The sequence below is a fragment of the Pseudomonas sp. GL_091 genome, assembly GCF_057837725.1.
This window is the reverse complement of sequence record NZ_CM174451.1, coordinates 6,216,792-6,238,418: the sequence shown is the minus strand read 5'-3', so window position 1 is coordinate 6,238,418 and position 21,627 is coordinate 6,216,792. Positions and strand designations below refer to the sequence as shown.

Annotated in this window: 20 protein-coding genes and 4 tRNA genes; 14 read left to right on the top strand and 10 right to left on the bottom strand. The window is 59.2% G+C overall.

Going from position 1 to position 21,627, the window contains the following annotated elements; all coding sequences use genetic code 11:
* The first annotated feature begins 123 nt into the window (after positions 1-123).
* From rluD to AC3ITY_RS28365, 7 genes are all read left to right on the top strand, one after another.
* On the top strand, positions 124-1,086 hold the full coding sequence (rluD, locus tag AC3ITY_RS28395) for a 23S rRNA pseudouridine(1911/1915/1917) synthase RluD (protein ID WP_007990414.1): 963 nt from the start codon (positions 124-126) through the stop codon (positions 1,084-1,086).
* Positions 1,083-1,808 carry a peptidoglycan editing factor PgeF gene (gene pgeF, locus AC3ITY_RS28390; RefSeq protein ID WP_477784169.1) on the top strand — a complete coding sequence of 242 codons (726 nt, stop codon included), beginning with the start codon at positions 1,083-1,085 and terminating at the stop codon, positions 1,806-1,808. Before rluD ends, pgeF begins: the two co-directional genes overlap by 4 nt.
* Positions 1,809-1,938: 130 nt before the next feature.
* Complete coding sequence (gene clpB, locus AC3ITY_RS28385) at positions 1,939-4,503, top strand: ATP-dependent chaperone ClpB (protein ID WP_150754962.1); 2,565 nt, start codon at positions 1,939-1,941, stop codon at positions 4,501-4,503.
* Between the two features lie 300 nt (positions 4,504-4,803).
* Positions 4,804-4,879: transfer RNA gene (locus tag AC3ITY_RS28380), tRNA-Asn, on the top strand.
* A 9-nt stretch (positions 4,880-4,888) separates the two neighbouring features.
* Positions 4,889-4,965, top strand: a tRNA-Pro gene (locus AC3ITY_RS28375).
* 5 nt (positions 4,966-4,970) lie between these two features.
* A tRNA-Lys gene (locus AC3ITY_RS28370) sits at positions 4,971-5,046 on the top strand.
* A 95-nt stretch (positions 5,047-5,141) separates the two neighbouring features.
* A tRNA-Pro gene (locus AC3ITY_RS28365) sits at positions 5,142-5,218 on the top strand.
* Positions 5,219-5,391: 173 nt separating this feature from the next.
* Here the strand turns inward: AC3ITY_RS28365 and AC3ITY_RS28360 are convergent.
* The 3 genes from AC3ITY_RS28360 to AC3ITY_RS28350 form a co-directional block, all read right to left on the bottom strand.
* Complete coding sequence (locus AC3ITY_RS28360; protein WP_223454827.1) at positions 5,392-6,690, bottom strand: NAD(P)/FAD-dependent oxidoreductase; 1,299 nt, start codon at positions 6,688-6,690, stop codon at positions 5,392-5,394.
* A 111-nt stretch (positions 6,691-6,801) separates the two neighbouring features.
* Positions 6,802-6,975, bottom strand: coding sequence for a DUF3094 domain-containing protein (locus AC3ITY_RS28355; RefSeq protein ID WP_007970531.1), 174 nt, complete (start codon positions 6,973-6,975; stop codon positions 6,802-6,804).
* A 104-nt stretch (positions 6,976-7,079) separates the two neighbouring features.
* The gene (locus AC3ITY_RS28350) at positions 7,080-7,706 is read right to left on the bottom strand and encodes a DUF1780 domain-containing protein (RefSeq protein WP_007970534.1); all 627 of its coding nucleotides are present in this window, start codon (positions 7,704-7,706) and stop codon (positions 7,080-7,082) included.
* Positions 7,707-7,925: 219 nt separating this feature from the next.
* Here AC3ITY_RS28350 and AC3ITY_RS28345 point away from each other — a divergent pair, with 219 nt between their 5' ends.
* Genes AC3ITY_RS28345 through AC3ITY_RS28335 form a run of 3 tightly spaced genes read left to right on the top strand, consistent with a single transcriptional unit; the run spans position 7,926 to position 11,778 of the window.
* Positions 7,926-9,269, top strand: a complete 1,344-nt coding sequence (locus tag AC3ITY_RS28345; protein ID WP_489306243.1) for an MFS transporter — start codon at positions 7,926-7,928, stop codon at positions 9,267-9,269.
* A gap of 3 nt (positions 9,270-9,272) precedes the next feature.
* A complete protein-coding gene (locus AC3ITY_RS28340; protein WP_489306241.1) occupies positions 9,273-10,493 on the top strand; it encodes a benzoate/H(+) symporter BenE family transporter in 1,221 nt (406 codons plus the stop codon).
* Positions 10,494-10,509: 16 nt separating this feature from the next.
* Entirely contained in the window at positions 10,510-11,778 is a 1,269-nt protein-coding gene (locus tag AC3ITY_RS28335) for an OprD family porin (RefSeq protein ID WP_223454832.1), read from the top strand.
* Positions 11,779-11,786: 8 nt separating this feature from the next.
* Here the strand turns inward: AC3ITY_RS28335 and AC3ITY_RS28330 are convergent, their stop codons facing one another.
* On the bottom strand, positions 11,787-12,029 hold the full coding sequence (locus AC3ITY_RS28330) for a DUF2790 domain-containing protein (protein WP_489306239.1): 243 nt from the start codon (positions 12,027-12,029) through the stop codon (positions 11,787-11,789).
* A gap of 121 nt (positions 12,030-12,150) precedes the next feature.
* Between AC3ITY_RS28330 and AC3ITY_RS28325 the strand changes: the two genes are divergently transcribed.
* Both AC3ITY_RS28325 and AC3ITY_RS28320 read left to right on the top strand, forming a co-directional pair.
* Positions 12,151-13,083 (top strand): LysR family transcriptional regulator, encoded by a 933-nt coding sequence (locus tag AC3ITY_RS28325; RefSeq protein WP_489306237.1) that lies wholly within the window; start codon positions 12,151-12,153, stop codon positions 13,081-13,083.
* A 71-nt stretch (positions 13,084-13,154) separates the two neighbouring features.
* Positions 13,155-13,844, top strand: a complete 690-nt coding sequence (locus AC3ITY_RS28320) for an energy-coupling factor ABC transporter permease (protein WP_489306235.1) — start codon at positions 13,155-13,157, stop codon at positions 13,842-13,844.
* 35 nt (positions 13,845-13,879) lie between these two features.
* Here AC3ITY_RS28320 and yacG read toward each other — a convergent pair whose 3' ends face one another.
* Genes yacG through AC3ITY_RS28300 form a run of 4 tightly spaced genes read right to left on the bottom strand, consistent with a single transcriptional unit; the run spans position 13,880 to position 16,788 of the window.
* Complete coding sequence (yacG, locus tag AC3ITY_RS28315; RefSeq protein WP_007970539.1) at positions 13,880-14,080, bottom strand: DNA gyrase inhibitor YacG; 201 nt, start codon at positions 14,078-14,080, stop codon at positions 13,880-13,882.
* A complete protein-coding gene (coaE, locus tag AC3ITY_RS28310; protein ID WP_489306234.1) occupies positions 14,077-14,700 on the bottom strand; it encodes a dephospho-CoA kinase in 624 nt (207 codons plus the stop codon). The genes yacG and coaE overlap by 4 nt, the downstream gene beginning before the upstream one ends.
* Complete coding sequence (locus tag AC3ITY_RS28305) at positions 14,697-15,569, bottom strand: prepilin peptidase (protein ID WP_489306233.1); 873 nt, start codon at positions 15,567-15,569, stop codon at positions 14,697-14,699. Before AC3ITY_RS28305 ends, coaE begins: the two co-directional genes overlap by 4 nt.
* A 1-nt stretch (position 15,570) precedes the next feature.
* Entirely contained in the window at positions 15,571-16,788 is a 1,218-nt protein-coding gene (locus AC3ITY_RS28300) for a type II secretion system F family protein (protein WP_489306232.1), read from the bottom strand.
* 227 nt (positions 16,789-17,015) lie between these two features.
* Here AC3ITY_RS28300 and AC3ITY_RS28295 point away from each other — a divergent pair, with 227 nt between their 5' ends.
* Together AC3ITY_RS28295 and AC3ITY_RS28290 are read left to right on the top strand one after the other, a co-directional pair.
* Complete coding sequence (locus AC3ITY_RS28295; RefSeq protein ID WP_223454846.1) at positions 17,016-17,438, top strand: pilin; 423 nt, start codon at positions 17,016-17,018, stop codon at positions 17,436-17,438.
* Positions 17,439-17,738: 300 nt separating this feature from the next.
* Positions 17,739-18,095, top strand: coding sequence for a BON domain-containing protein (locus AC3ITY_RS28290; RefSeq protein WP_223454848.1), 357 nt, complete (start codon positions 17,739-17,741; stop codon positions 18,093-18,095).
* Between the two features lie 196 nt (positions 18,096-18,291).
* Here AC3ITY_RS28290 and AC3ITY_RS28285 read toward each other — a convergent pair whose 3' ends face one another.
* Together AC3ITY_RS28285 and AC3ITY_RS28280 are read right to left on the bottom strand one after the other, a co-directional pair.
* On the bottom strand, positions 18,292-18,588 hold the full coding sequence (locus AC3ITY_RS28285) for a DUF2845 domain-containing protein (protein ID WP_489306231.1): 297 nt from the start codon (positions 18,586-18,588) through the stop codon (positions 18,292-18,294).
* A complete protein-coding gene (locus tag AC3ITY_RS28280) occupies positions 18,588-21,545 on the bottom strand; it encodes a DUF748 domain-containing protein (protein WP_489306229.1) in 2,958 nt (985 codons plus the stop codon). The genes AC3ITY_RS28285 and AC3ITY_RS28280 overlap by 1 nt, the downstream gene beginning before the upstream one ends.
* Positions 21,546-21,627 lie beyond the last annotated feature (82 nt).

Here is a 21,627-nt window from a genome sequence, read left to right as displayed (position 1 = left end):
GTCTTGGGCGTGGCCGTCCTGTTATGATGAGTGCCCCGTTGAATAGCCTCGGGGCAAAAGACGCCGTATTTAACCACAAGCGCGCAGCCGAAACCAAAGGCTGTGCCGACGCCTAGTCTGAGCATGTCCGATAAAATTGAACTTCGCGCAGAGGTGCCGTCCGAATTGGGCGGCCAACGCCTCGATCAAGTCGCCGCACAACTATTCGCTGAGCACTCGCGCTCGCGCCTTTCCGCCTGGATCAAAGACGGCCGCCTGACTGTGGATGGGGCGGTTATCCGCCCGCGAGACATCGTCCACGGCGGCGCCATCCTTGAGCTGACTGCCGAGCAGGAAGCTCAGGGCGAATGGGTCGCTCAAGACATTGCCCTGGACATCGTCTACGAAGACGACGATATCCTGGTGATCAACAAGCCTGCGGGCCTGGTGGTGCACCCGGCTGCCGGTCACGCCGACGGCACCTTGCTCAACGCCTTGCTGCACCACGTGCCGGACATCATCAATGTGCCCCGCGCCGGTATAGTGCATCGTCTGGACAAGGACACCACCGGTTTGATGGTGGTGGCCAAGACCATTCAAGCGCAGACGCAGCTGGTTACACAGTTGCAGAGCCGCAGCGTCAGCCGGATCTACGAGTGCATCGTGATCGGTGTGGTGACAGCCGGTGGCAAGATCAACGCGCCGATCGGTCGTCACGGCCAGCAACGCCAGCGCATGGCCGTGATGGAGGGTGGCAAGCAAGCCGTCAGCCATTACCGCGTGCTCGAGCGCTTCCGCTCCCACACCCACGTGCGGGTGAAGCTGGAAACCGGTCGTACGCACCAGATTCGCGTGCACATGGCGCACATCAACTACCCGTTGGTCGGAGATCCCGCCTACGGCGGTCGTTTCCGTATCCCGCCGGCAGCCAACCCAACCATGGTCGAGTCGCTGAAAAACTTCCCGCGTCAGGCGCTGCATGCGCGTTTCCTGGAACTGGATCATCCGACCACCGGTAAGCGCATGAGCTGGGAATCGCCGTTGCCGGAAGATTTCGTCTGGTTGCTGACCCTGCTCAAGCAAGACCGTGAGGCGTTCATCGGATGAGTGACTGGCTGATTCCTGACTGGCCCGCGCCGGCCGGGGTCAAAGCCTGCGTCACCACCCGTGCGGGCGGCGTCAGTCTGGCGCCGTTCGACAGCCTCAACCTCGGCGATCACGTCGACGACAGCCCTGAAGCTGTTGCCGAGAATCGCCGTCGTCTGACCGATCATTTTTCCATTCATCCGGCCTGGCTGCAGCAGGTCCACGGCATCGTCGTGGCCCATGCCGATCCTGGCAGGGTGGTCACAGCCGACGCCAGCTGGACATCGACACCCGGTATCGCCTGTGCGGCGATGACGGCCGATTGCCTGCCTGCGCTGTTTTGCGACCGTGCCGGCACCCGCGTCGCTGCGGCCCATGCCGGTTGGCGCGGGTTGGCTGCTGGCGTGCTGGAAGCCACACTCGACAGTCTGGCCGTGCCACCTGCTGAAGTATTGGTCTGGCTCGGCCCGGCCATCGGTCCGCAAGCCTTTGAAGTCGGCCCGGAAGTGCGCGAAACCTTCGTGCAGCAGTTGCCGCAAGCGGCAGAGGCCTTTGTACCGAGTCAAAACCCCGGCAAGTTCATGGCCGACATCTATAGGCTTGCGCGCCTGCGTCTGGCAACTCGCGGCGTCACCGCGGTCTACGGTGGCGGTTTCTGCACCGTGACTGATCCTCGCTTCTTTTCCTATCGCCGTGCCCCTCGCACTGGCCGATTTGCCTCCCTTATCTGGCTCGAACGCTAGACTTGCCTGACCTGCATCAACGTCCCGACGCTTGAAACTCCCAGAATCGACCACATCTATTGTGGTATCTGGCAGGTTTCTTCATTCAGGATGTTTTATAGGTCCGGCCTGCTCAAAAGGAAGGTGACCCATGCGTATAGACCGTTTAACCAGCAAATTGCAGTTAGCGTTGTCCGATGCCCAATCCCTGGCTGTCGGTCACGATCATCCGGCCATCGAGCCGGCGCACTTGATGCAAGCCTTGCTAGAACAGCAGGGTGGCTCGATCAAGCCCTTGCTGATGCAGGTGGGCTTCGACGTCAACAGCCTGCGTAAAGAGCTGACCAAAGAGCTCGACCAGCTACCGAAAATCCAGAACCCGACCGGCGACGTGAACATGTCGCAGGATCTGGCGCGCCTGCTCAACCAGGCTGACCGTCTGGCCCAGCAGAAGGGCGACCAGTTCATCTCCAGCGAGCTGGTGCTGCTTGCCGCCATGGACGAGAACAGTAAGCTCGGCAAGCTGTTGCTCGGCCAGGGCGTGAGCAAGAAAGCCCTGGAAAATGCGATCAACAACCTGCGCGGTGGCGAGGCCGTCAACGACCCTAACCACGAAGAAGCGCGACAGGCGCTGGATAAATACACCGTCGACCTGACCAAACGCGCCGAAGACGGCAAGCTTGATCCGGTAATCGGCCGTGACGATGAAATTCGCCGGACAATCCAGGTGCTGCAACGTCGGACCAAGAACAACCCGGTGCTGATCGGTGAGCCTGGCGTGGGTAAAACCGCCATCGCCGAAGGCCTGGCCCAGCGCATCATCAATGGTGAAGTGCCGGATGGCCTCAAGGGCAAGCGCCTGTTGTCCCTGGACATGGGGGCGCTGATCGCCGGTGCCAAGTATCGAGGTGAGTTCGAAGAGCGCCTGAAATCCCTGCTCAATGAACTGTCGAAGCAGGAAGGGCAGATCATCCTGTTCATCGACGAACTGCACACCATGGTCGGCGCCGGTAAGGGCGAAGGCTCGATGGATGCGGGCAACATGCTCAAGCCGGCCCTGGCCCGCGGTGAGCTGCACTGTGTCGGTGCGACCACGCTCAACGAGTACCGCCAATATATAGAGAAGGATGCGGCCCTCGAGCGACGCTTCCAGAAAGTGCTGGTGGATGAGCCGAGCGAAGAGGACACCATCGCCATCCTGCGTGGCCTCAAAGAGCGCTACGAGGTTCACCACAAGGTGGCGATCACCGACGGCGCGATCATTGCCGCGGCCAAGCTCAGCCATCGCTACATCACTGACAGGCAGCTGCCGGACAAGGCCATCGACCTGATCGATGAAGCCGCCAGCCGCATCCGCATGGAGATCGACTCCAAGCCGGAAGTGCTGGACCGTCTGGAGCGCCGTCTGATTCAGCTGAAGGTGGAATCCCAGGCGCTGAAGAAGGAAAGCGACGACGCGGCGAAGAAGCGTCTGGAGAAATTGCAGGAAGAAATCGCTCGGCATGAGCGTGAATACTCGGATCTCGAAGAAATCTGGAACTCGGAAAAAGCCGAAGTCCAGGGTTCGGCGCAGATCCAGCAGAAAATCGAGCAGTCCCGTCAGGAACTGGAAGCAGCCCGCCGTAAAGGCGACCTGAACCGCATGGCGGAGTTGCAGTACGGGGTGATCCCGGACCTGGAACGCAGCCTGCAAATGGTCGATCAGCACGGCAAAGCCGAAAACCAGTTGCTGCGCAGCAAGGTAACTGAAGAAGAGATCGCCGAAGTCGTTTCGAAGTGGACCGGTATTCCGGTGTCGAAAATGCTCGAAGGCGAGCGCGAAAAACTGATGAAGATGGAAAGCCTGTTGCACCAGCGTGTGATCGGCCAGGACGAAGCGGTGGTTGCGGTTTCCAACGCGGTGCGGCGTTCCCGCGCCGGGTTGTCCGACCCGAATCGCCCTAGCGGCTCGTTCATGTTCCTCGGCCCGACCGGTGTCGGTAAAACCGAGCTGTGCAAGGCGCTGGCCGAGTTCCTCTTTGATACTGAAGAGGCGATGGTGCGGATCGACATGTCCGAGTTCATGGAGAAACATTCCGTGGCTCGCTTGATCGGTGCGCCACCGGGCTACGTGGGGTATGAAGAGGGCGGTTACCTGACCGAGGCCGTACGTCGCAAGCCGTATTCGGTGATCCTCATGGACGAAGTCGAGAAGGCGCACCCGGATGTGTTCAACATCTTGCTGCAAGTGCTCGAGGATGGTCGTTTGACCGACAGCCATGGCCGCACGGTGGACTTCAAGAACACCGTGATTGTCATGACCTCCAACCTGGGGTCGGTGCAGATCCAGGAGCTGGTCGGCGATCGTGAGGCGCAGCGTGCAGCGGTGATGGATGCGATTTCCAGCCACTTCCGGCCGGAGTTCATCAACCGGGTCGACGAAGTGGTGATCTTCGAGCCATTGGCGCGGGATCAGATCGCCGGCATTACCGAGATCCAGTTGGGTCGTCTGCGCAGCCGTCTGACCGAGCGCGAGCTGAAGCTTGAGCTCAGCCCGGAAGCCATGGACAAGTTGATCGCGGTCGGTTACGACCCGGTGTATGGCGCACGGCCGCTCAAGCGCGCTATTCAGCGCTGGATCGAGAACCCGCTGGCGCAGCTGATCCTGTCCGGTCGATTCATGCCGGGCGATACCGCTCACGGTGTGGTGGAAAACGACGAAATCGTCTTCGTCTGATCCAAAACGGCAGCAAAATCGAAAAGGCCTCGCATTGCGAGGCCTTTTTTTCGTTAGGCTGTTGAACTCAAAGGAAAAGGCTTGTAAAGTGCGCCCCGCAGTAAGTCACCCGCCAGGGTTTCCGCTCCCCAAGCAGGAATCCAAAATAAGTTGCAAATCATTAACTTGAAAGCAATTTAGGGGGTTGACAGAGGTTCTGAAGATTGTAGAATAGCGCGCCTCAGACACACGAACGCAGCGATGCGAACGGGTCGAAGAGAACGCAGTAAAGCTTCAAAGTTGTAAATTGAAATGTGTAGTTCCGTGATAGCTCAGTCGGTAGAGCAAATGACTGTTAATCATTGGGTCCCAGGTTCGAGTCCTGGTCACGGAGCCAATTTCAAACCGGGGTATAGCGCAGTCCGGTAGCGCGCCTGCTTTGGGAGCAGGATGTCAGGAGTTCGAATCCCCTTACCCCGACCATTTTTGGGTCGTTAGCTCAGTTGGTAGAGCAGTTGGCTTTTAACCAATTGGTCGTAGGTTCGAATCCCACACGACCCACCATTTTTGAAACCAGTTAGCGCTGGAATCGAATCTTAAGATCAGAGGCCAAAAGCGCTGATCGAAGAAGGCGCCTTGCAGAGGTGCCTTTTTTTTACCGGGGTATAGCGCAGTCCGGTAGCGCGCCTGCTTTGGGAGCAGGATGTCAGGAGTTCGAATCCCCTTACCCCGACCATATTAAAAATCCTCGTATCGAAAGATACGGGGATTTTTTTTGCCTGCGAGAAACTCAGGACATCGCAAAAACTAATGTGGGAGCGAGCCTGCTCGCGAAAGCGGTGTGCCAGTCAACATTGATGCTGGCTGGCTCGACCTCTTCGCGAGCAGGCTCGCTCCCACAGTTTTATATCAGTGCAGCTTCAAGCGTGGCTCGGTGCCGCGCCCGATCTTGCTGCCCAGCATCAGCATCGCCGTGCGGAACGGCCCGTACAACGCCATCTGGTGCATGCGGTACAGCGACACGTAGAACATCCGCGCCAGCCAGCCTTCGAGCATCACGCTGCCGGTGAGGTTGCCCATCAGGTTGCCCACAGCCGAAAAACGCGACAGCGAGATCAGCGAGCCGTAGTCGGTGTACTTGTACTCCGGCAGCGCCTTGCCTTCGATGCGCAGTTTCAGCGATTTTGCCAGCAACGAAGCCTGTTGGTGAGCGGCCTGGGCACGTGGCGGCACATTACGGTCGCTGCCCGGTTGCGGACAGGCGGCGCAGTCACCGAAGGCGAAGATGTTCTCGTCACGGGTGGTTTGCAGGGTCGGCAGCACTTGCAGCTGATTGATGCGGTTGGTTTCCAGGCCATCGATGTCCTTGAGGAAACCCGGTGCGCGAATCCCCGCCGCCCAGACTTTCAGGCTGGCGTTGATCACTTTGCCGTCGGCGGTGATCAGGCTGTCGGCCGTCACTTCGCTGACCGCAGCATTGGTCATGACGTTGACCCCGAGTTTCTCCAGGGTTTTATGCACAGGTCCGCCAATTCGCTCTGGCAGCGCCGGCAGCACCCGTGGACCGGCTTCGATCAGGGTGATGTGCATGTTTTCCGGTTTGATCCGGTCCAGGCCATAGGCTGCCAGTTCGTGGGCGGCGTTGTGCAGTTCGGCAGCCAGCTCGACCCCGGTGGCACCGGCGCCGACGATGGCCACGCTGATTTGCTCGATCGTGTCGGTCTGACCGGCGTGAGCGCGCAAATAGTGATTGAGCAATTGCTGGTGGAATCGCTCGGCCTGTTTGCGGGTGTCGAGGAACAGGCAGTGTTGCGCCGCGCCCTGGGTGCCGAAATCGTTGGTGGTGCTGCCGACGGAGATCACCAGTGAGTCGTAAGGCACTTCACGGGCCGGCACCAGCTCCACACCGGCTTCGTCATAGGTGGCGGCCAGCTGGATTTTTTTCTTCGCGCGATCAAGCCCGCTCATGCGCCCCAGCTGGAACTCGAAGTGGTTCCATTTGGCCTGGGCGACATAGTTGAGTTCATCTTCGGAAGAGTTCAGGGAACCGGCCGCCACTTCGTGCAACAACGGTTTCCAGATGTGGGTCAGGTTCGCGTCGACCAGCATCACGCTGGCTGTGCCGCGCTTGCCCAGAGTCTTACCCAGACGGGTAGCCAACTCCAGACCGCCGGCGCCGCCGCCGACAATAACAATACGATGGGACATGGGGATAACTCGCAAGGCTAAAAGAAATCGGTACGGTTACCCAAGCGAGCATGAGGGTCTGTTGACGTTTGATGACGGTTCGTCATCAAACGTCAACAGACCCTCGGCAGCTCATAGCGTCAGGTAACTTATAAGTCGGCTCAACAAGCCCAGACCAATGGTCACTGCCAAGACCAGTACAAGGAGCATCCACGGCCGGAAAGGCCGGCGCTCGACTTGGTGCTGGGACAACTGCAGGTACTCTTCGACATGCTTTTGGTCGTCGGGGTTCAGGCGGCTGGTCATATCGGGCCTCGTCAGGGGTAGACGTTGCTGAATGTGTAGAAGCTACAGGGAAATTATTCAGCTGTGAACGGAGCTTAGCTGCTGACCGGGGAAAGGCTCGAGGCTCACAGGCTGATCCCGACGTCGAACACAATGCTGCGCCCCAGGTTGCTGCGCAAGAAGTCCGGCGCATCCGGGTGAGCGAACAGCACGCGGGCGAATGTCGGCCCAACCAATGACAGCGAACGCCAGCCCTGGCGCAGGTATTCGGTCGGCGGCGGGAAATGGCTGTTGAGGTCCAGCACTTCGCGTTTGAGGCTGGCGAAGGCAATGATATCCAGCTCACCCAGATCCATGCCGCGTTCTTTGTAGTTGTGCGCTTTTTTGCGCAAGGTCGGCGCCAATCGCAGCAAGAACTCGTTGGCGGGGATACGTCGTGGCTTGGCCTCACGGCGCACCAGTTGGCTCAGGGAAAACGCGCTGCGTCGGCGTTGCAGTTCGTCGCGCCATTCATCGTTGAGTCGCCGGCCCTCGTCGAGCACGAAGAACACCTCGAAACTGGCATCGCGAAACAACACATCCGGCGGCTCGCCAGCGGGGGCGAATTCATCGGCACGATAGGGAATGTTCAAGCCTTGCAGCAGGCGCTGGCAGACCCAACGCTCACGCTCCCATTTGCGGGCATTGGACAGGAACGCGTTGGCCTGCTCAGCCGCGATGGTCAGCAGGCGTAAATAATCTGAGTCATCCATAGGCCCAAGCTTAGCGTTCAAATGTGATCGCAAAGAAGACAATTTGTCGGAGAGGCTCAATGCCTTCCGTTCCCATGCCCGTTTCAGGGCCCTGCACAAAATGGATAGTGATCTGCGCTCACTGGCTATTGCCACGTATCGGGCGGCTCTACCCTCGGCTGTACGGACGTAAGCCGTGTTACCGACGCTCTAAAAAAACAACAACAAGAGATATATGCCATGCGCAAGATCGACGTACATGAGGTTATCGACAACGCTCGTTTCAACCGCTTTCACTGGATGGTGCTGTTCTGGTGTGCCCTGATCATCATCTTCGACGGTTACGATCTGGTGATCTACGGCGTGGTCTTGCCGATGCTGATGAAAGAGTGGGGGCTCAGTCCTCTGCAAGCCGGTGCACTGGGCAGTTATGCACTGTTCGGCATGATGTTCGGCGCGCTGTTCTTCGGTCCGCTGTCGGACAGGATTGGCCGCAAGAAAGCCATCACGATCTGCGTGATGCTCTTCAGTGGCTTCACCGTGCTCAATGGTTTCGTCCGAACCCCCACCGAGTTCGGCCTCTGTCGCTTCATTGCCGGGCTCGGCATTGGCGGCGTGATGCCTAACGTCGTGGCATTGATGAACGAGTACGCACCGAAAAAAATCCGCAGCACTCTGGTCGCGATCATGTTCAGCGGTTACTCGGTGGGCGGCATGCTGTCCGCCGGACTGGGGATTGTGCTGATCCCGAGTTTCGGCTGGCAGTCGGTGTTTTACGTGGCGGTCCTGCCGTTGCTGTTGTTGCCGCTGATCATGTATTTCCTGCCCGAATCGGTGGGCTTCATGTTGCGTCAGGGGCGTAATGAAGAGGCGCGCAATATTCTTGAGCGGATTGATCCGGCTTACGTCGCGCAAACGTCTGATCAATTGCACATGGCTGAAGTGAAGGGCACGGGCACCCCGGTGTTGCAGTTGTTCCGTGAAGGCCGTGCGCTGCGCACGCTGATGTTGTGGCTGGCGTTTTTCTGCTGTCTGTTGATGGTGTACGCGCTGAGTTCCTGGCTGCCGAAACTGATGGCCAACGCCGGTTACAGCCTGGGTTCGAGCCTGTCGTTCCTGCTGGTGTTGAACTTCGGGGCGATCTTCGGCGCGGTCGGTGGCGGGGTGCTGGGCGACAAACTGAATCTGCCGCGGGTGCTGTCGGTGTTTTTCGCCATGGCGGCGGTGTCGATCACTCTGTTGGGCTTCAACAGCCCGATGCCGGTGTTGTACCTGCTGATCGCTATTGCGGGTGCCACCACCATTGGCTCGCAGATTCTTTTGTACGCCTGCGCCGCGCAGTTTTATTCCATGACGATTCGTTCTACCGGCCTGGGCTGGGCGTCGGGCATTGGGCGCAACGGGGCCATCGTCGGTCCGCTGCTGGGTGGTGCCTTGCTCGGGATCAGCTTGCCCCTGCAACTGAACTTCATGGCGTTTGCCTTGCCCGGTGCGGTGGCGGCCCTGGCCATGACCGTGTTCGCCATCAGCAGCCGACGCAGAGCTGCTGGCGTCAACCCAGCGTTGTCAGCGACCGGTGCCTGAATCATGAAAGGGTTTTTCCAGGACTTCTCGTTGTCAGCCGCCGTGGCTGGATTGATTGCCACGGTGATTTCCTATGCCGGCCCGTTGGTGATCATCTTTCAGGTGGCAGAAGCGGCACATCTTTCGCGGGAAGTGTTGTCGTCCTGGATCTGGGCGATCTCCATTGGCAGCGCCGTGCTCGGTATCGGTTTGAGCCTGCGCTACCGCGTTCCGGTGATCATCGCCTGGTCGGCGCCGGGCTCGGCGTTGCTGGTGGCGCTGTTGCCGGACATCTCTATGGCAGAGGCGGTGGGGGCTTATCTGGTCAGCAGCCTGATCATTTTCGTGGTCGGCATCTCGGGGGCTTTCGACCGGATCATCAGCAAGCTGCCCGCCGCCATCGCGGCGGCGATGCTGGCGGGGATCCTGTTCAGTTTCGGCACCGGCTTGTTCGTGTCGATGCAGCACAAGCCGTTGCTGGTCCTGGCGATGTTTGCCTGCTACCTGATCTGCAAGCGTGTGATGCCGCGTTATGCAGTGATGATGGTGCTGCTGGTGGGCTGTTCGATTGCCGCGTTCACTGGCGATTTGCACCGTGAAGCATTGGTGATTGGCCTGGCCACGCCGGTGTGGATCACGCCCGAGCTCAGTCTGGGCGCGATCCTGAACATCGCCTTGCCGCTGGTGATGGTGGCGCTGACCGGTCAGTTCGTGCCCGGCATGGCAGTGCTGCGCGCCAGTGGATATCCAACGCCGGCGAGCCCGATCATCGCCAGTAGCGCGCTGGGCACGGCACTGCTGGCGCCCTTTGGTTGCCATGGACTGAATCTGGCAGCGATCACCGCAGCGATCTGCACCGGTCGCGAATCCCACGAAGATCCTCACAAACGCTACGTGGCCGGGGTGGTCGGTGGGCTGTGCTACCTGCTGCTGGGGGTCTTCGGCGCCACGCTGGTCTCGCTGTTTTCAGCGTTCCCCAAAGAGTTGATCGCGGCGCTGGCCGGGCTGGCCTTGTTCGCCGCCATTGCCGGAGCGTTGACGGGAGCGATGGCGGTGCCGAGCGATCGTGAAGCCGCGCTGGTGACCTTTCTGGTCACGGCTTCGGGCATGTCGTTGTTCGGTTTGTCCGCGGCGTTCTGGGGGCTGATTTTCGGCATGGTCACCCATGTGCTGTTGAGCGCCCGTCGTTCCGTCCCCCGTCACAAATCCACTGCAACTGAAGTCCTTCAACCAGTCGATCAATAACAATAAGAGAAAAACGATGAAACAGATTCTCCCAACAACCGGTTCTGCGTTGTCCCTGGCTGTCGTCTCGAGTTTTTCCACAGGTGCGATGGCCGCTGAAAAAGGCTTTATCGAAGACACCACCGCGACGTTGCAGGCGCGCAATTACTACTTCAGCCGCGACTATTCCGACATCGTCGGCGCCAACCAGCAATCGAAGGCTGAAGAGTGGGCCCAGGGTTTCATCCTCAACGTGAAGTCCGGATACACCCAGGGCACCGTCGGGTTTGGGGTGGACGTCATCGGCTTGCTCGGCCTCAAGCTCGACAGCGCCCCGGACCGGACCAATACCGGTTTGCTGCCGGTGCAGGGCGACGGCCGCGCGGCGGACAACTACAGCCGCCTGGAAGGCGCGTTGAAGATGCGCTACTCCAAAACCGAGCTGAAAGTCGGTGAGTTGCAACCCAATCTGCCGGTGTTGGCATTCAGCGATATTCGCCTGCTGCCACCGAGTTATCAGGGCGCAAGCATCACCTCCAACGAGATCAATGGCCTGACGCTGCAGGGTGGTCACTTGAGTTCAACCAGCCTGCGCAACGAGGCTGGCGACGAAAAGATGCAAGCGATGTTGGGTCATGTGCCGCAGCGTCAGGTCAGCAGTGACGGTTTCAATTTTGCTGGCGCTGATTATGTCTTCAACGACAAGCGCAGCTCGGTCAGCGCCTGGTACGGGCAACTGGAAGATATCTACAACCAGCGTTTTCTGGGTTTAAAGCACAGTGAGCCGGTGGGCGACTGGATCCTCGGCGCCAACCTCGGTTACTACGATTCGCGCGAGGACGGCAAGAAACTGCTGGGCAACATCGACAACCAGGCGTTCTTCTCGTTGCTGTCGGCCAAGCGTGGCGGCCATACGTTTTACGTCGGCTATCAGGGCATGTTTGGTGACAGTGCGTTCCCACGGGTGTTTGCCAACATCTCACCGCTAGGCAACGAAGTGCCGACCTATGAGTTCGCCTTTACCGATGAACGTTCCTGGCAGGCGCGCTACGACTACGACTTCGCGGCGCTCGGCGTACCGGGGCTGACCAGTACCGTGCGCTACATCAGCGGCAACAATGTCGATACTGGCAAGGGTTTTGAAGGCAAGGATCGCGAGCGTGACCTGGATATCGGCTATGTGTTGCAGAGCGGCAGTCTCAAAGGCCTTGGCATCCGTGTGCGCAACGCGATGGCGCGTTCAAACTACCGCAGTGATATCGACGAGAACCGCTTGATCCTCAGCTACACGTGGACCTTGCTATGAGCCATTGATCACAGGTTGCTGGTGCAATCACCGATGACGTTGTAGGTCACGCGTTGGGTCTGGCCCTGATGATCGACATACACCATGGTCGCCGGTACAACCCCGCACGCGGTCGCGGTGTTCGACACAGAAACCACGCTGGCGATGTCCAGTGGCTGCGCCGGGTTGTACAGGACCGCGAGGGGTTCGTTGTCGGCTGCCATGGCCGAGGTGGCGATGACGGTCAGCAACAGGCTGATCAACGTTTTCATGTTGGCGTGCTCCGTGTCGGTTCTGATGTCTGAATTTTAGTCTTTGCCACCGACGGATAAAGGGGCGAACGGCGAATGCAGCCTTACATAAAGCGTAACAGTCATCGCCCGAGGGGGGCTTATGGATGTGCTTAACAACTTGCGCGTGTTCATCCGGGTGGTGGACTGCGCCAGTTTCACCGGGGCTGCCGATGCGCTGGATCTGTCGACCGCGCAGGTATCCCGATTGGTGGCGGATCTGGAGGAACATGTACAGGCGCGACTGCTGCAACGCACCACGCGGCGCTTGAGCCTGACCGACGCCGGCGAGCGCTTCCTGCTGCGCAGCCGGCAAATCGTCGAAGCCATGGATGAGGCGACGGCCGAGGCCAGGGGCGCTCATATCAATCCGGCCGGACGCCTGCGGGTGCACAGCATGAACGGCCTGGGTGTGTTGCTCACGCCGTTGATCGCCCGCTACAGCGGGCTTTATCCCGATGTGGTGTTCGAGCTGACCTTATCGCAGCGCAATCCCGATCCGCTGGAGGAGGGGCACGATGTGGTGATTTCGATCGCTCCCGAACTGGCCGACTCGCAAATGGTTGCGCAGGCCGTCGGGCAAATCTACAGCGTGCCCTGTGCCTCCCCGGACTATCTGCACCGCCGGGGCGTGCCGCAGCAGCCGCTGGCGCTGGGCGATCATCAATGCCTGCGCATGCTCGACCCGTTGTACAGCGATCAATGGCTGTTCCAGGACGAGCACGGCGAGCACGCCGTCAGCCCGGCCAAGACCTTTCAGTGCAATGTTGCCGAGTCGATGGTCAAGGCTTCGGAGGCGGGCATGGGCATCAGCCTGCTACCGTTCTACACCGCGACGCGGCCCTTGAGCGACGGCACTTTGCTGCGCGTGTTACCTGCATGGCGTCTGCGCGAACGCAATGTTTATGCGCTGTATCCTTCGCGACGCTTTCTCGATGCCAAGGTCCGCACCTGGGTGGACTTTCTCAAGTCTGAGCTACCGAAGCTGTTCGCCGAACATGACGCGGTGATGAACGATTCGCGGCATTGGGCTTGAAGTCGAAGGGCAGACAAGCGGCGGTGTAGACTGAGGGTCTGTTGTTCTTCGCCTGGGAGGCGCACGTAGCTATGATCGGTGCAGAGTTGCTGTCATCGCAAACCCTTGCGGTCGGCTGGCTGATCTATGTGCCGGCGTTGATCTGGGCGATCTGTCGCGCGCCGTGGGTCGAACTGTTCACCGACAGCCGTCGTCAGCATCTGCTGTTTGGAACGGTGTTTGCGCTGTTTCTGTTGTGGCTGGTGCGGCGCGACTTTGATACCGGCGTGTCTTACCACTTCATCGGCATGACAGCGGTGACGCTACTGCTGGACTGGCCACTGGCGCTGGTCGGCGGGTTGGTTGCACAAATGGGGCTGGTGTTGCTCGGCCGACAGGACCTGGCGGCGGTCGGGGTCAATGGCGCGCTGTTGATTGCGCTACCGGTGCTGGTCACCGAGTGCTGCGCCATTCTGGTGGAGCGTGCGCAGCCGCGAAATCCCTTCGTGTATATCTTCGTTTCCGGATTCTTTGCCGCCGCGCTGTCGGCATTGCTGTGCCTGCTATTGGCGCTGTGGTTGCTGTGGTTCGATGAGCGTTTCGAGATGCCGTACTGGCTTGAGGATTTTGTCGGATATCTGTGGCTGATCATCTTTCCCGAAGCGTTTATCAACGGCATGATCATCAGTGCGCTGGTGGTGTTTTGTCCGGAGTGGCTTGAGACGTTCAACCGCACACGCTATCTCTCGGCTCCCTGGAAGGACGACGATCCCAAGTCCTGATCCACATCAAAACCTGGAATCGCCCACTTGACGGATCAGTGGCGCGGATCGAAGTCGCCGCTGAACATCTCGTCCTCGGCATCGGGAGCCACTGGAATCTTGTGTTCTTCGGACGCCCAGGCACCCAGGTCGATCAGTTTGCAGCGGTCGGAGCAAAATGGCCGGAATTTGCTTTCGGCGGTCCATTCCACGGGGGCGCCACAGGTTGGGCATTCGACGGTTGTTGGTTGGCTCATGACTGGCCTCCACGCAAAGAAAGATAAAAGTGATGCAGGCGTTCGACCTCGCTGTGCAGCCAGGCAAGGTCGCGGTCATTGACCACGACGTCGTCGGCATGGCTCACGCGATCCTGGCGGCTGGACTGGGCCTTGAGGATCGCCTGGACTTGCTGTTCGCTGGTCTGGTCACGTTGCAGGGTGCGTTCGATCTGCAATTGTTCGGGGGCATCGATCACCAGCACCCGTTGGGTGATGGCGTATTGCCCGGACTCGATCAGCAGCGGCGAAACCAGAATCGCATAAGGCGATTTTGCCAGCGCCAGGTGGTGAGCGATCTCCTCGCCGATCAGCGGATGCAGGAGGGCTTCCAGCCAAAGGCGTTCTTCAGGCACCTCGAAGATTAATTTGCGAAGCGCGGCGCGGTCCAGTTGCCCGTCGGTCTGCAACACGCCGGGGCCGAAGTGCCCGGCGATTTGCGCCAGTGCCGGGCGGCCGGGTTCAACTACCCAGCGAGCGGCATGATCGGCGTCGACCACATGCACGCCCAGATCGATGAAGTGTTGGGCGGCCGCACTTTTGCCGCTGCCGATGCCGCCGGTCAGGCCGAGAATCCAGGGTTTTTCCACAGGGCTATTCATTTCAAACCGACAAACTGCCAATAGAGGTCGGTTATTTGACCACCCCAGAGCAACGCAATCCAGCCGGCAATGGCCAGATAGGGACCGAAAGGGATTGGCGTCGAGGTTTTTGCATTGCGCCAGCGCAGCAGCATCAGCCCGATAATGGCACCCACCAGCGAGGACAGCAGGATGGTCAACGGCAAAATCTGCCAGCCACCCCAGGCGCCCAGCATCGCCAGCAGCTTGAAATCACCGTAGCCCATGCCGTCCTTGCCCGTGATCAGCTTGAACAGCCAGAACACCGACCACAGCAGGCTGTAACCGGCGATCGCCCCCCAAAGCGCCTCGTGCAACGACACGAACAGGCCGAAACTGTTGACGATCAACCCCAGCCAAATCAACGGCAGCACCAGTACGTCCGGCAATATCTGATGTTCGGCGTCGATCAGGCTCATCGCCAGCAAACCCCAGCTCAGGACCAGCATCAGGGCGGCCGGCCAACCGAAGCCGAAGTGCCAGGCAACAAACGCCGACAACAGCCCGCAGGCCAGTTCGGTCAACGGATAGCGCGGGCTGATCGCTGCCGCACAGGCTGAACAGCGGCCGCGCAAAAACACATAACTGAGCAGCGGGATGTTTTCCCAGGCGCGGATTCGGTGACCGCAGTGCGGGCACTGGGAGTGGGGCAGCAACAGGTTGTAGGTCGGCAGCGGCGTTTCGCCTGGCAGCCCGAGAATGTCATGGGCCTGCTCACGCCAGTCGCGCTCGAGCATTTTCGGCAGGCGCCAGATCACGACATTGAGGAAACTGCCGACCAGCAGGCCGGTGATGCCTGCGAGAAGGACAAAGGCCAGCGCAGAGTGAATCAGGATTTCATTCAAGGGCATGTCAGATCGCTGAGCCAAGTTGGAAGATGGGCAGGTACATGGCAACTACCAATCCACCGACGATAACACCCAGCACCACCATGATGAACGGCTCCATCAGGCTGGTGAGGTTATCGACCATGTTATCGACGTTGTCTTCGTAGAACCCCGCGACTTTGTCGAGCATAGCGTCCAGGGTGCCAGACTCTTCGCCGATGGCAGTCATTTGTATCGCCATGTTCGGAAAGACGCCGCAGGTGCGCATGGCGAAATTCAATTGCATGCCGGTCGAGATGTCCTGCCGAATGCGCAATACCGCGCGCTTGAACACGACATTGCCGGTCGCACCGGCCACTGATTCCAGGGCCTCGACCAGCGGCACGCCGGCTGCGAAAGTGGTCGACAGTGTACGGGCGAACCGGGCCACGGCGGACTTGTGCATCAGGGTGCCCACCAGCGGCAGTTTCAGCAGCCAGGTGTCCATCCGGTCGCGAAAGGTCGGGGATGTCCTGAGGGCGTGGCGCACGCCGAAGGCCATGGTGATCAGTGCGCCAAGGACCACCCACCACCAGGCCTGCATGAATTGCGACAGGCCAATGACCATCACGGTGAAGGCCGGCAGTTCGGCGCCAAAGCCTTTGAACACCGACTCGAACTGCGGCACGACATTGACCAGCAGAATCCCGGTGACTATCGCCGCGACGAACACCACCACCAGCGGGTAGGTCATGGCTTTCCTGATCCTGGCCTTGAGGCTTTCGCTTTTTTCCTTGTAGGTAGCGACCCGCTCCAAAAGGGTGTCGAGGGCACCGGCCTGCTCGCCAGCATCCACCAGGTTGCAATACAGCTCATCGAAATACCGGGGCTTCTTGCGCAGGGCGGCGGCGAAGCTGCTGCCTGCCGCAACTTCCTGTTTCAGTTCGTCCACCAGCTTGCGCATGGCCGGATTGTCGAAGCCCTCGCCGATGATCTCGAAGGACTGCAACAACGGCACGCCGGCCTTCATCATCGTCGCCATTTGCCGGGTGAACAGGGCAATGTCCTGGGCCTTGATGCGCTTGCCCATGCTGAAAACCGAATGGTTTTTTTTGCGAACCTTGCCGGGACTGATGCCTTGCTTGCGCAGTTTCGCCTTGATCAGCGCCGGGTTTTGAGCGCTGAGTTCGCCGGTCACTTTTGTGCCTTTGCGGTCGATGCCTTCCCATGCATACACGCTGATTTTCGCTGCCTTGACCGCCATGTTCAGTCCTGGGTATTCCGATTGAATTGCTCTTATAGCCTAGTCAAAGGACGAGGCCAAACCCGCAAGGGTGAGGTGACAAAAAACGTCAGATAGTGCTGATCCTGGTAGTAGGTAAGCGCTTTTCGGCCACCACGCCCCCTGCCAACAGGGGCTTCTGGCATTGGCACAGGCTGTGCTGCCATGGGGCAGGTCATGAGCCTTCGACTCATGCATGGAGCTTGTACATGAACAATCAAAAAGGTTTTACCCTGATCGAGTTGCTCGTCGTGGTGGCGATCATCGGGATCCTGGCAACACTGGGCCTGCCGATGTATTCCAAGTACCAGGCTCGGGCCAAGGTCACGGCGGCGCTGGCCGAACTGACTGCAATGAAAGTGCCGTTCGAGGATGTGATCAACCAGGGGGAAACCCCGACAATTGCCAACGTGGCGCCCGCCGGCGCGACATCGACCAACCACTGCGCCCTGTCTGTGACGGCTACAACGCAGGCGGGAGCGGGATCAATCGTTTGTACGTTGCAGAATGCCCCGGGGGTGGTCCAAGGTAAAACCGTCACCCTGACACGGGACGAAACCAAAGGCTGGTCATGTAAAAGCAGCGTATCCCAGGACTACTTGCCTAAAGGGTGTTCCGGTTCTGCGGCATGAAGTGCTGAATCAAGTCCCCGCTTTTGCGGGGATTTTCCTGTTTGTCGACCCGTCGTCAAATGCTGCAGATAAAGCTCAGAAATTCAGCATCTTAGGAACTTTCCATAAAACCGCAACTTGCATGCAGTGTTTGTGCTTATCGTGCATTTTGCATGATTCCGAAAGTTGGCTGATTTTGTAACTCATTGATTAATAAGATTTTTAACTCTTTTTAAAAGTTGGCACAGCGTTCGCAATATCCCTGGTAACCCTGCCGAAAAGACACCCGGCAGACTTTTCAGAAAAACAGGAGTTACTCGTATGAAGAAGTTCGCTATCGCTGCCGCTACTGCCACTGCGCTGACCCTGACCATGGCAAACGCGGCATTCGCCCAGACCACTCAAGCCACCCAGGCTCCGATGACCCTGGCGGCGGGTGAAATGACCAAGGCTACAGAAGCTACTTCCGATACCTGGATCACCACTAAAGTCAAAGCCGACCTGATGACCGAAAAAGGCATTCCAGGTACCGACATCAAGGTTGAAACCAACAAAGGCGTGGTATCGCTGTCGTCGACCACCGCCGTGACCGATTCGCAAAAAGAAATGGCTGTAGCCATCACCAAGAAAATCAAAGGCGTCAAGGCGGTCTCCGCTGACGGCCTGAAAGCCGAGTAAGGCAAGGTTTCTCGCCTGGACCGGGAGAGGGTGCGACAGACGGGCAGAGTCATGCGTCTGTTGCAACCTGAGTGTTCATGCGAACGGCCAAAGGATGTTGGCCACTACAGGCCCCGCGCACTTTTGCCGGGGCCTGTTCTATGTGTAGCGCTGAAAACCCAATATGCGGGCTTGCTCCCACATTGGATAGTGCTAATTAATTGCCGCGTTTACTGGTGATCTGTTTCAGCCGATTACCTTCGAACCGCAAGTATTGATACATCCCGCCATTCGGTCCGTAGGTCCATTCCTCGACCTGAAATTCCTCACGCCGATCTGCACTGCGTTTGTACCCCAGCAAGTCGCGACTGACCGGTTCACCGCATTTCTGCAGGACCTCACTCGAGCGATCGCCGACGCTGATCAATTGGCTGCCACAGCGCAGGGTATCGGCCCCCCAGGCCTGACTGGCGGAGAGCGCCAGGATCAGGCCTGCCAGCTGCCGCCGCATCATCACTCGGCATCCAGATGCATCGGGGTCACCACGCGGCCGTCACTTTGCGCCTCACCCAGATTGGCGTCGATGAAGTACACCCGGTCATCTTCCAGCTGGGCCTTGTCGACCAGGTAATCCTTGATGCTGCTGGCGCGTTCCTGGCCCAGTTGACGCAACAGCACGTCGCTGGAGCTCCAGAACTTGATTACCTCGGCACGCATTTTCGCAGTGCGCTCTTCCTTGCCCAAGTCCTTCCATTCGGCAGGGGGCTGGGTTTTCAGGCGGGTGCGGTAGATACCTTCGAGCAGCGGGCCTTTTTCCCCATCCGGCACTTCCAGCAACGAAGCCTGGGCCGGGACCTTGTCACCGCGGCGCTGGAGCATTTTGTAATAGTTGTACTGGTACTCACGCTCCAGGCGTTGTTCGGCGATCAGCGGGCCATCGCTGCTCTGGGCGGCGGTGCCTTCGATTTCCAGGCGCAGGGCCGGGCGTTCCTTGAGCGCCTTGGACAGTTTGTCCAGGGCGCCTTCGGCATCCTTGCCCAATTCACTGGAACCGGCTGCGAATGAAACGCTGCCCAGGTCTTCCGAGCCGCCACCGTTGACCAGCCCGCCAATGAGCTTGAACGGCGCCGCCGCGGCTTTGACGATCAGGTTGCGCAGGGTCTGCCAGATAATCGGCATGACGCTGAACTGAGGGTTGTTAAGGTCGCCGGTGACCGGCAGTTCGATGGAGATCTTGCCGTCGACATCCTTGAGCAAGGCAATGGCCAGTTTCAGCGGCAGGCTCACGGCATCCGGGCTGTCGACTTTTTCACCCAGTTGCAGTTGTTCGACCACCACTTTGTTTTCAGCTTTGAGCTGACCCTTGGTGATCTGGTAATGCAGGTCGAGATTGAGCCGGCCCTTGCGGATACGGTAGCCGGCGAACTTGCCGGAGTAGGGCGTCAGCGTGGTCAGCTCCACGCGTTTGAAGCTGGTGGCGATGTCGAGGCTGGCCATCGGGTCGAACGGATTGACCGAGCCCTTGATGGTCACCGGCGCGTAGCGATCGACCTTGCCCTTGACGTCGACACTGGCCGGTTTCGGCTGGCGGCTGTCGATGGTGCCGATCTGCCCGTTGAGTTGCTGGATGGCGGTGGCGAAGTTCGGGGTCAGGCTGAAGTCGGCGAAGTTGGCCGAACCGTCATTGATGAAAATGCCACCGATGTGGATGCCCAGCGGTTTTTCGTTGCTGGCCGGTTTGCTCGCTGCCGGTTTTGCCCCGGAGTCCGCCGGTTGGGGAATCAGCAGGTCATCGATGTTGGTGGTGCGATCATCGTTGATCATGAAGCGCGCATAGGGCTGGAACAGGTTGATCTTGTCGATCGACAGGCTGTCCCCATGCTGATAGTTCAGGCCTTCGACCACGACCTGTTGCCACTTGAGGAAGTCGCGGGTTTTCAGGGTGTCCAGGGTATGCAACTGATCGACCTGGGCGCGGCCTGTGACGTTGAACGCCAGGGGCTCGGTGCTTTTCAGATCGACCGCCAGATCGCTGCCGAGCATGCCGCTGCGCAATTCCAGGCGAATGAACGGCGTGATGTAGGACTGGGCCACCCGCAGGTCGATGTCCTTGGTCTGTACCTTCAGCCTGGCGCTGACCGGGGCCAGGTTAACCTCGCCGTCGGCCATGATCTTGCCTTGCTTGCCCACGCCGGTATCGAGCTTGAGGGTAAAGGGTGAACCGTTGAGGCTGTCGAAGTTTTGCAGGTCGAGGTTCAGCGGAGCCAGATCCAGGGCGACGGGAGGCTGTGCCTTTCGGTCAGCCAGATGCACCTGGTAATCGCGCAACTGTACGTCCTTGAGCAGCACCTGCCAGGGTTTGCCTGGCGCGGCTGGTTCAGGTTTCGGTGAGTCTGCCGCCGCCGGAGTGCTGGCCGGTTCGGCATCCGCCTTGGCTTTGGCAGTGGGTTTTGACGGTTGGCTGGCGAACAGTTTCTGCCAGTCGAGTTGGCCGTCTGATTCCAGCGCGGCCCAGGTTTCCAGTTTGTGGCTGCGGATCTTGCCGACCACCACTTGCTGTTTGGCCAGGTCCACGGTGGTTTCGCTGACGTCCAGGCGCTCGAGCTTCACCAGCGGCCGGCCATCCGGGGCCTTGATCGCGAAGGGTGCAATGTTGACCGCTACATTGCTCAGCAGCAGCTCGGTTTCCTTGGCCAGGCTGAATTTATAGTCGGTACTGATGCTCATGACGCCGTTTTCGAGGTCCAGTGGCACAGCGTCGCGCACATAGGGCCAAAAGGCTTTCATCTTGCCATCAGTGATTTTCAGCTTACCTTCGGAGGCGATCGGGATCAGGCTGAAGTTGCCGGTCCAGTCGATCTGTCCGCCATTGGGGCCGACGGCCACCAAGGTCATGTCGGCGCTGTCATCGGGCAAGGTGCTGAGGTTTTTCAGCTCGAAATCGAGTGTGTCGTAGAGAAACTCGATGGGCTCGCTGGGCCGGGCATCTTCAAAGTGTACGGCGCCGCCGGCCAGTTTGATCCGCTCGATGCGCAGCGGAAACGGCTTGGCATCCGGGTCGGCGGGTGTGGGTTCGCTCGCTGGCAGTTTGAACAGCCCCAGCAGATTGAGTTTGCCATCCTTGCTGAACAGGATTTCGGTCTTGGGCTTGTCCAGTTCGACATCGGACAGGTGCACCGCCTTGGTCCACAGGCTGTCGAGTTGCAGATTGGCGTACAGACGTTCGAAACCGACCTGCTCCTTGCCGGGCTCGCCGATGTTCAAGCCCCAAAGGGTCAGTTCAAGGCTGAACGGATTGAATTCGATCCGCTGGATCGTGGCCGGTGTGGTGGCGTAGTTGGCCAGTTGCTGGTTGGCAACGCGTAATGCGACACCTGGTAAAATCAGAAAACCCAGCAAGCTGTAGAGGGCCAGAGCAGTCAACAAGGCGCCGATGGCGCGAATCAATCCTTTGTACATGTGCGGCTTCATCTGTCTGGATCGGAGTGCCTTGGAGTATGGCACGCGTTTCCGGTTCCCAAGTGATTGGCCTGATCAGGAAGTTTCAGATTTC

Bases quoted from the DNA above. Each gene is read 5' to 3' on its own strand.
- AC3ITY_RS28320 (WP_489306235.1), top strand. From the start codon at position 13,155: ATGATCGGTGCAGAGTTGCTGTCATCGCAAACCCTTGCGGTCGGCTGG.
- AC3ITY_RS28340 (WP_489306241.1), top strand. From the start codon at position 9,273: ATGAAAGGGTTTTTCCAGGACTTCTCGTTGTCAGCCGCCGTGGCTGGA.
- AC3ITY_RS28300 (WP_489306232.1), bottom strand. From the start codon at position 16,788: ATGGCGGTCAAGGCAGCGAAAATCAGCGTGTATGCATGGGAAGGCATC.
- AC3ITY_RS28305 (WP_489306233.1), bottom strand. From the start codon at position 15,569: ATGCCCTTGAATGAAATCCTGATTCACTCTGCGCTGGCCTTTGTCCTT.
- AC3ITY_RS28295 (WP_223454846.1), top strand. From the start codon at position 17,016: ATGAACAATCAAAAAGGTTTTACCCTGATCGAGTTGCTCGTCGTGGTG.
- AC3ITY_RS28335 (WP_223454832.1), top strand. From the start codon at position 10,510: ATGAAACAGATTCTCCCAACAACCGGTTCTGCGTTGTCCCTGGCTGTC.
- AC3ITY_RS28330 (WP_489306239.1), bottom strand. From the start codon at position 12,029: ATGAAAACGTTGATCAGCCTGTTGCTGACCGTCATCGCCACCTCGGCC.
- AC3ITY_RS28355 (WP_007970531.1), bottom strand. From the start codon at position 6,975: ATGACCAGCCGCCTGAACCCCGACGACCAAAAGCATGTCGAAGAGTAC.
- AC3ITY_RS28285 (WP_489306231.1), bottom strand. From the start codon at position 18,588: ATGATGCGGCGGCAGCTGGCAGGCCTGATCCTGGCGCTCTCCGCCAGT.
- AC3ITY_RS28325 (WP_489306237.1), top strand. From the start codon at position 12,151: ATGGATGTGCTTAACAACTTGCGCGTGTTCATCCGGGTGGTGGACTGC.
- yacG (WP_007970539.1), bottom strand. From the start codon at position 14,080: ATGAGCCAACCAACAACCGTCGAATGCCCAACCTGTGGCGCCCCCGTG.
- AC3ITY_RS28350 (WP_007970534.1), bottom strand. From the start codon at position 7,706: ATGGATGACTCAGATTATTTACGCCTGCTGACCATCGCGGCTGAGCAG.
- pgeF (WP_477784169.1), top strand. From the start codon at position 1,083: ATGAGTGACTGGCTGATTCCTGACTGGCCCGCGCCGGCCGGGGTCAAA.
- AC3ITY_RS28345 (WP_489306243.1), top strand. From the start codon at position 7,926: ATGCGCAAGATCGACGTACATGAGGTTATCGACAACGCTCGTTTCAAC.
- rluD (WP_007990414.1), top strand. From the start codon at position 124: ATGTCCGATAAAATTGAACTTCGCGCAGAGGTGCCGTCCGAATTGGGC.
- clpB (WP_150754962.1), top strand. From the start codon at position 1,939: ATGCGTATAGACCGTTTAACCAGCAAATTGCAGTTAGCGTTGTCCGAT.
- AC3ITY_RS28290 (WP_223454848.1), top strand. From the start codon at position 17,739: ATGAAGAAGTTCGCTATCGCTGCCGCTACTGCCACTGCGCTGACCCTG.
- AC3ITY_RS28360 (WP_223454827.1), bottom strand. From the start codon at position 6,690: ATGTCCCATCGTATTGTTATTGTCGGCGGCGGCGCCGGCGGTCTGGAG.
- coaE (WP_489306234.1), bottom strand. From the start codon at position 14,700: ATGAATAGCCCTGTGGAAAAACCCTGGATTCTCGGCCTGACCGGCGGC.
- AC3ITY_RS28280 (WP_489306229.1), bottom strand. From the start codon at position 21,545: ATGAAGCCGCACATGTACAAAGGATTGATTCGCGCCATCGGCGCCTTG.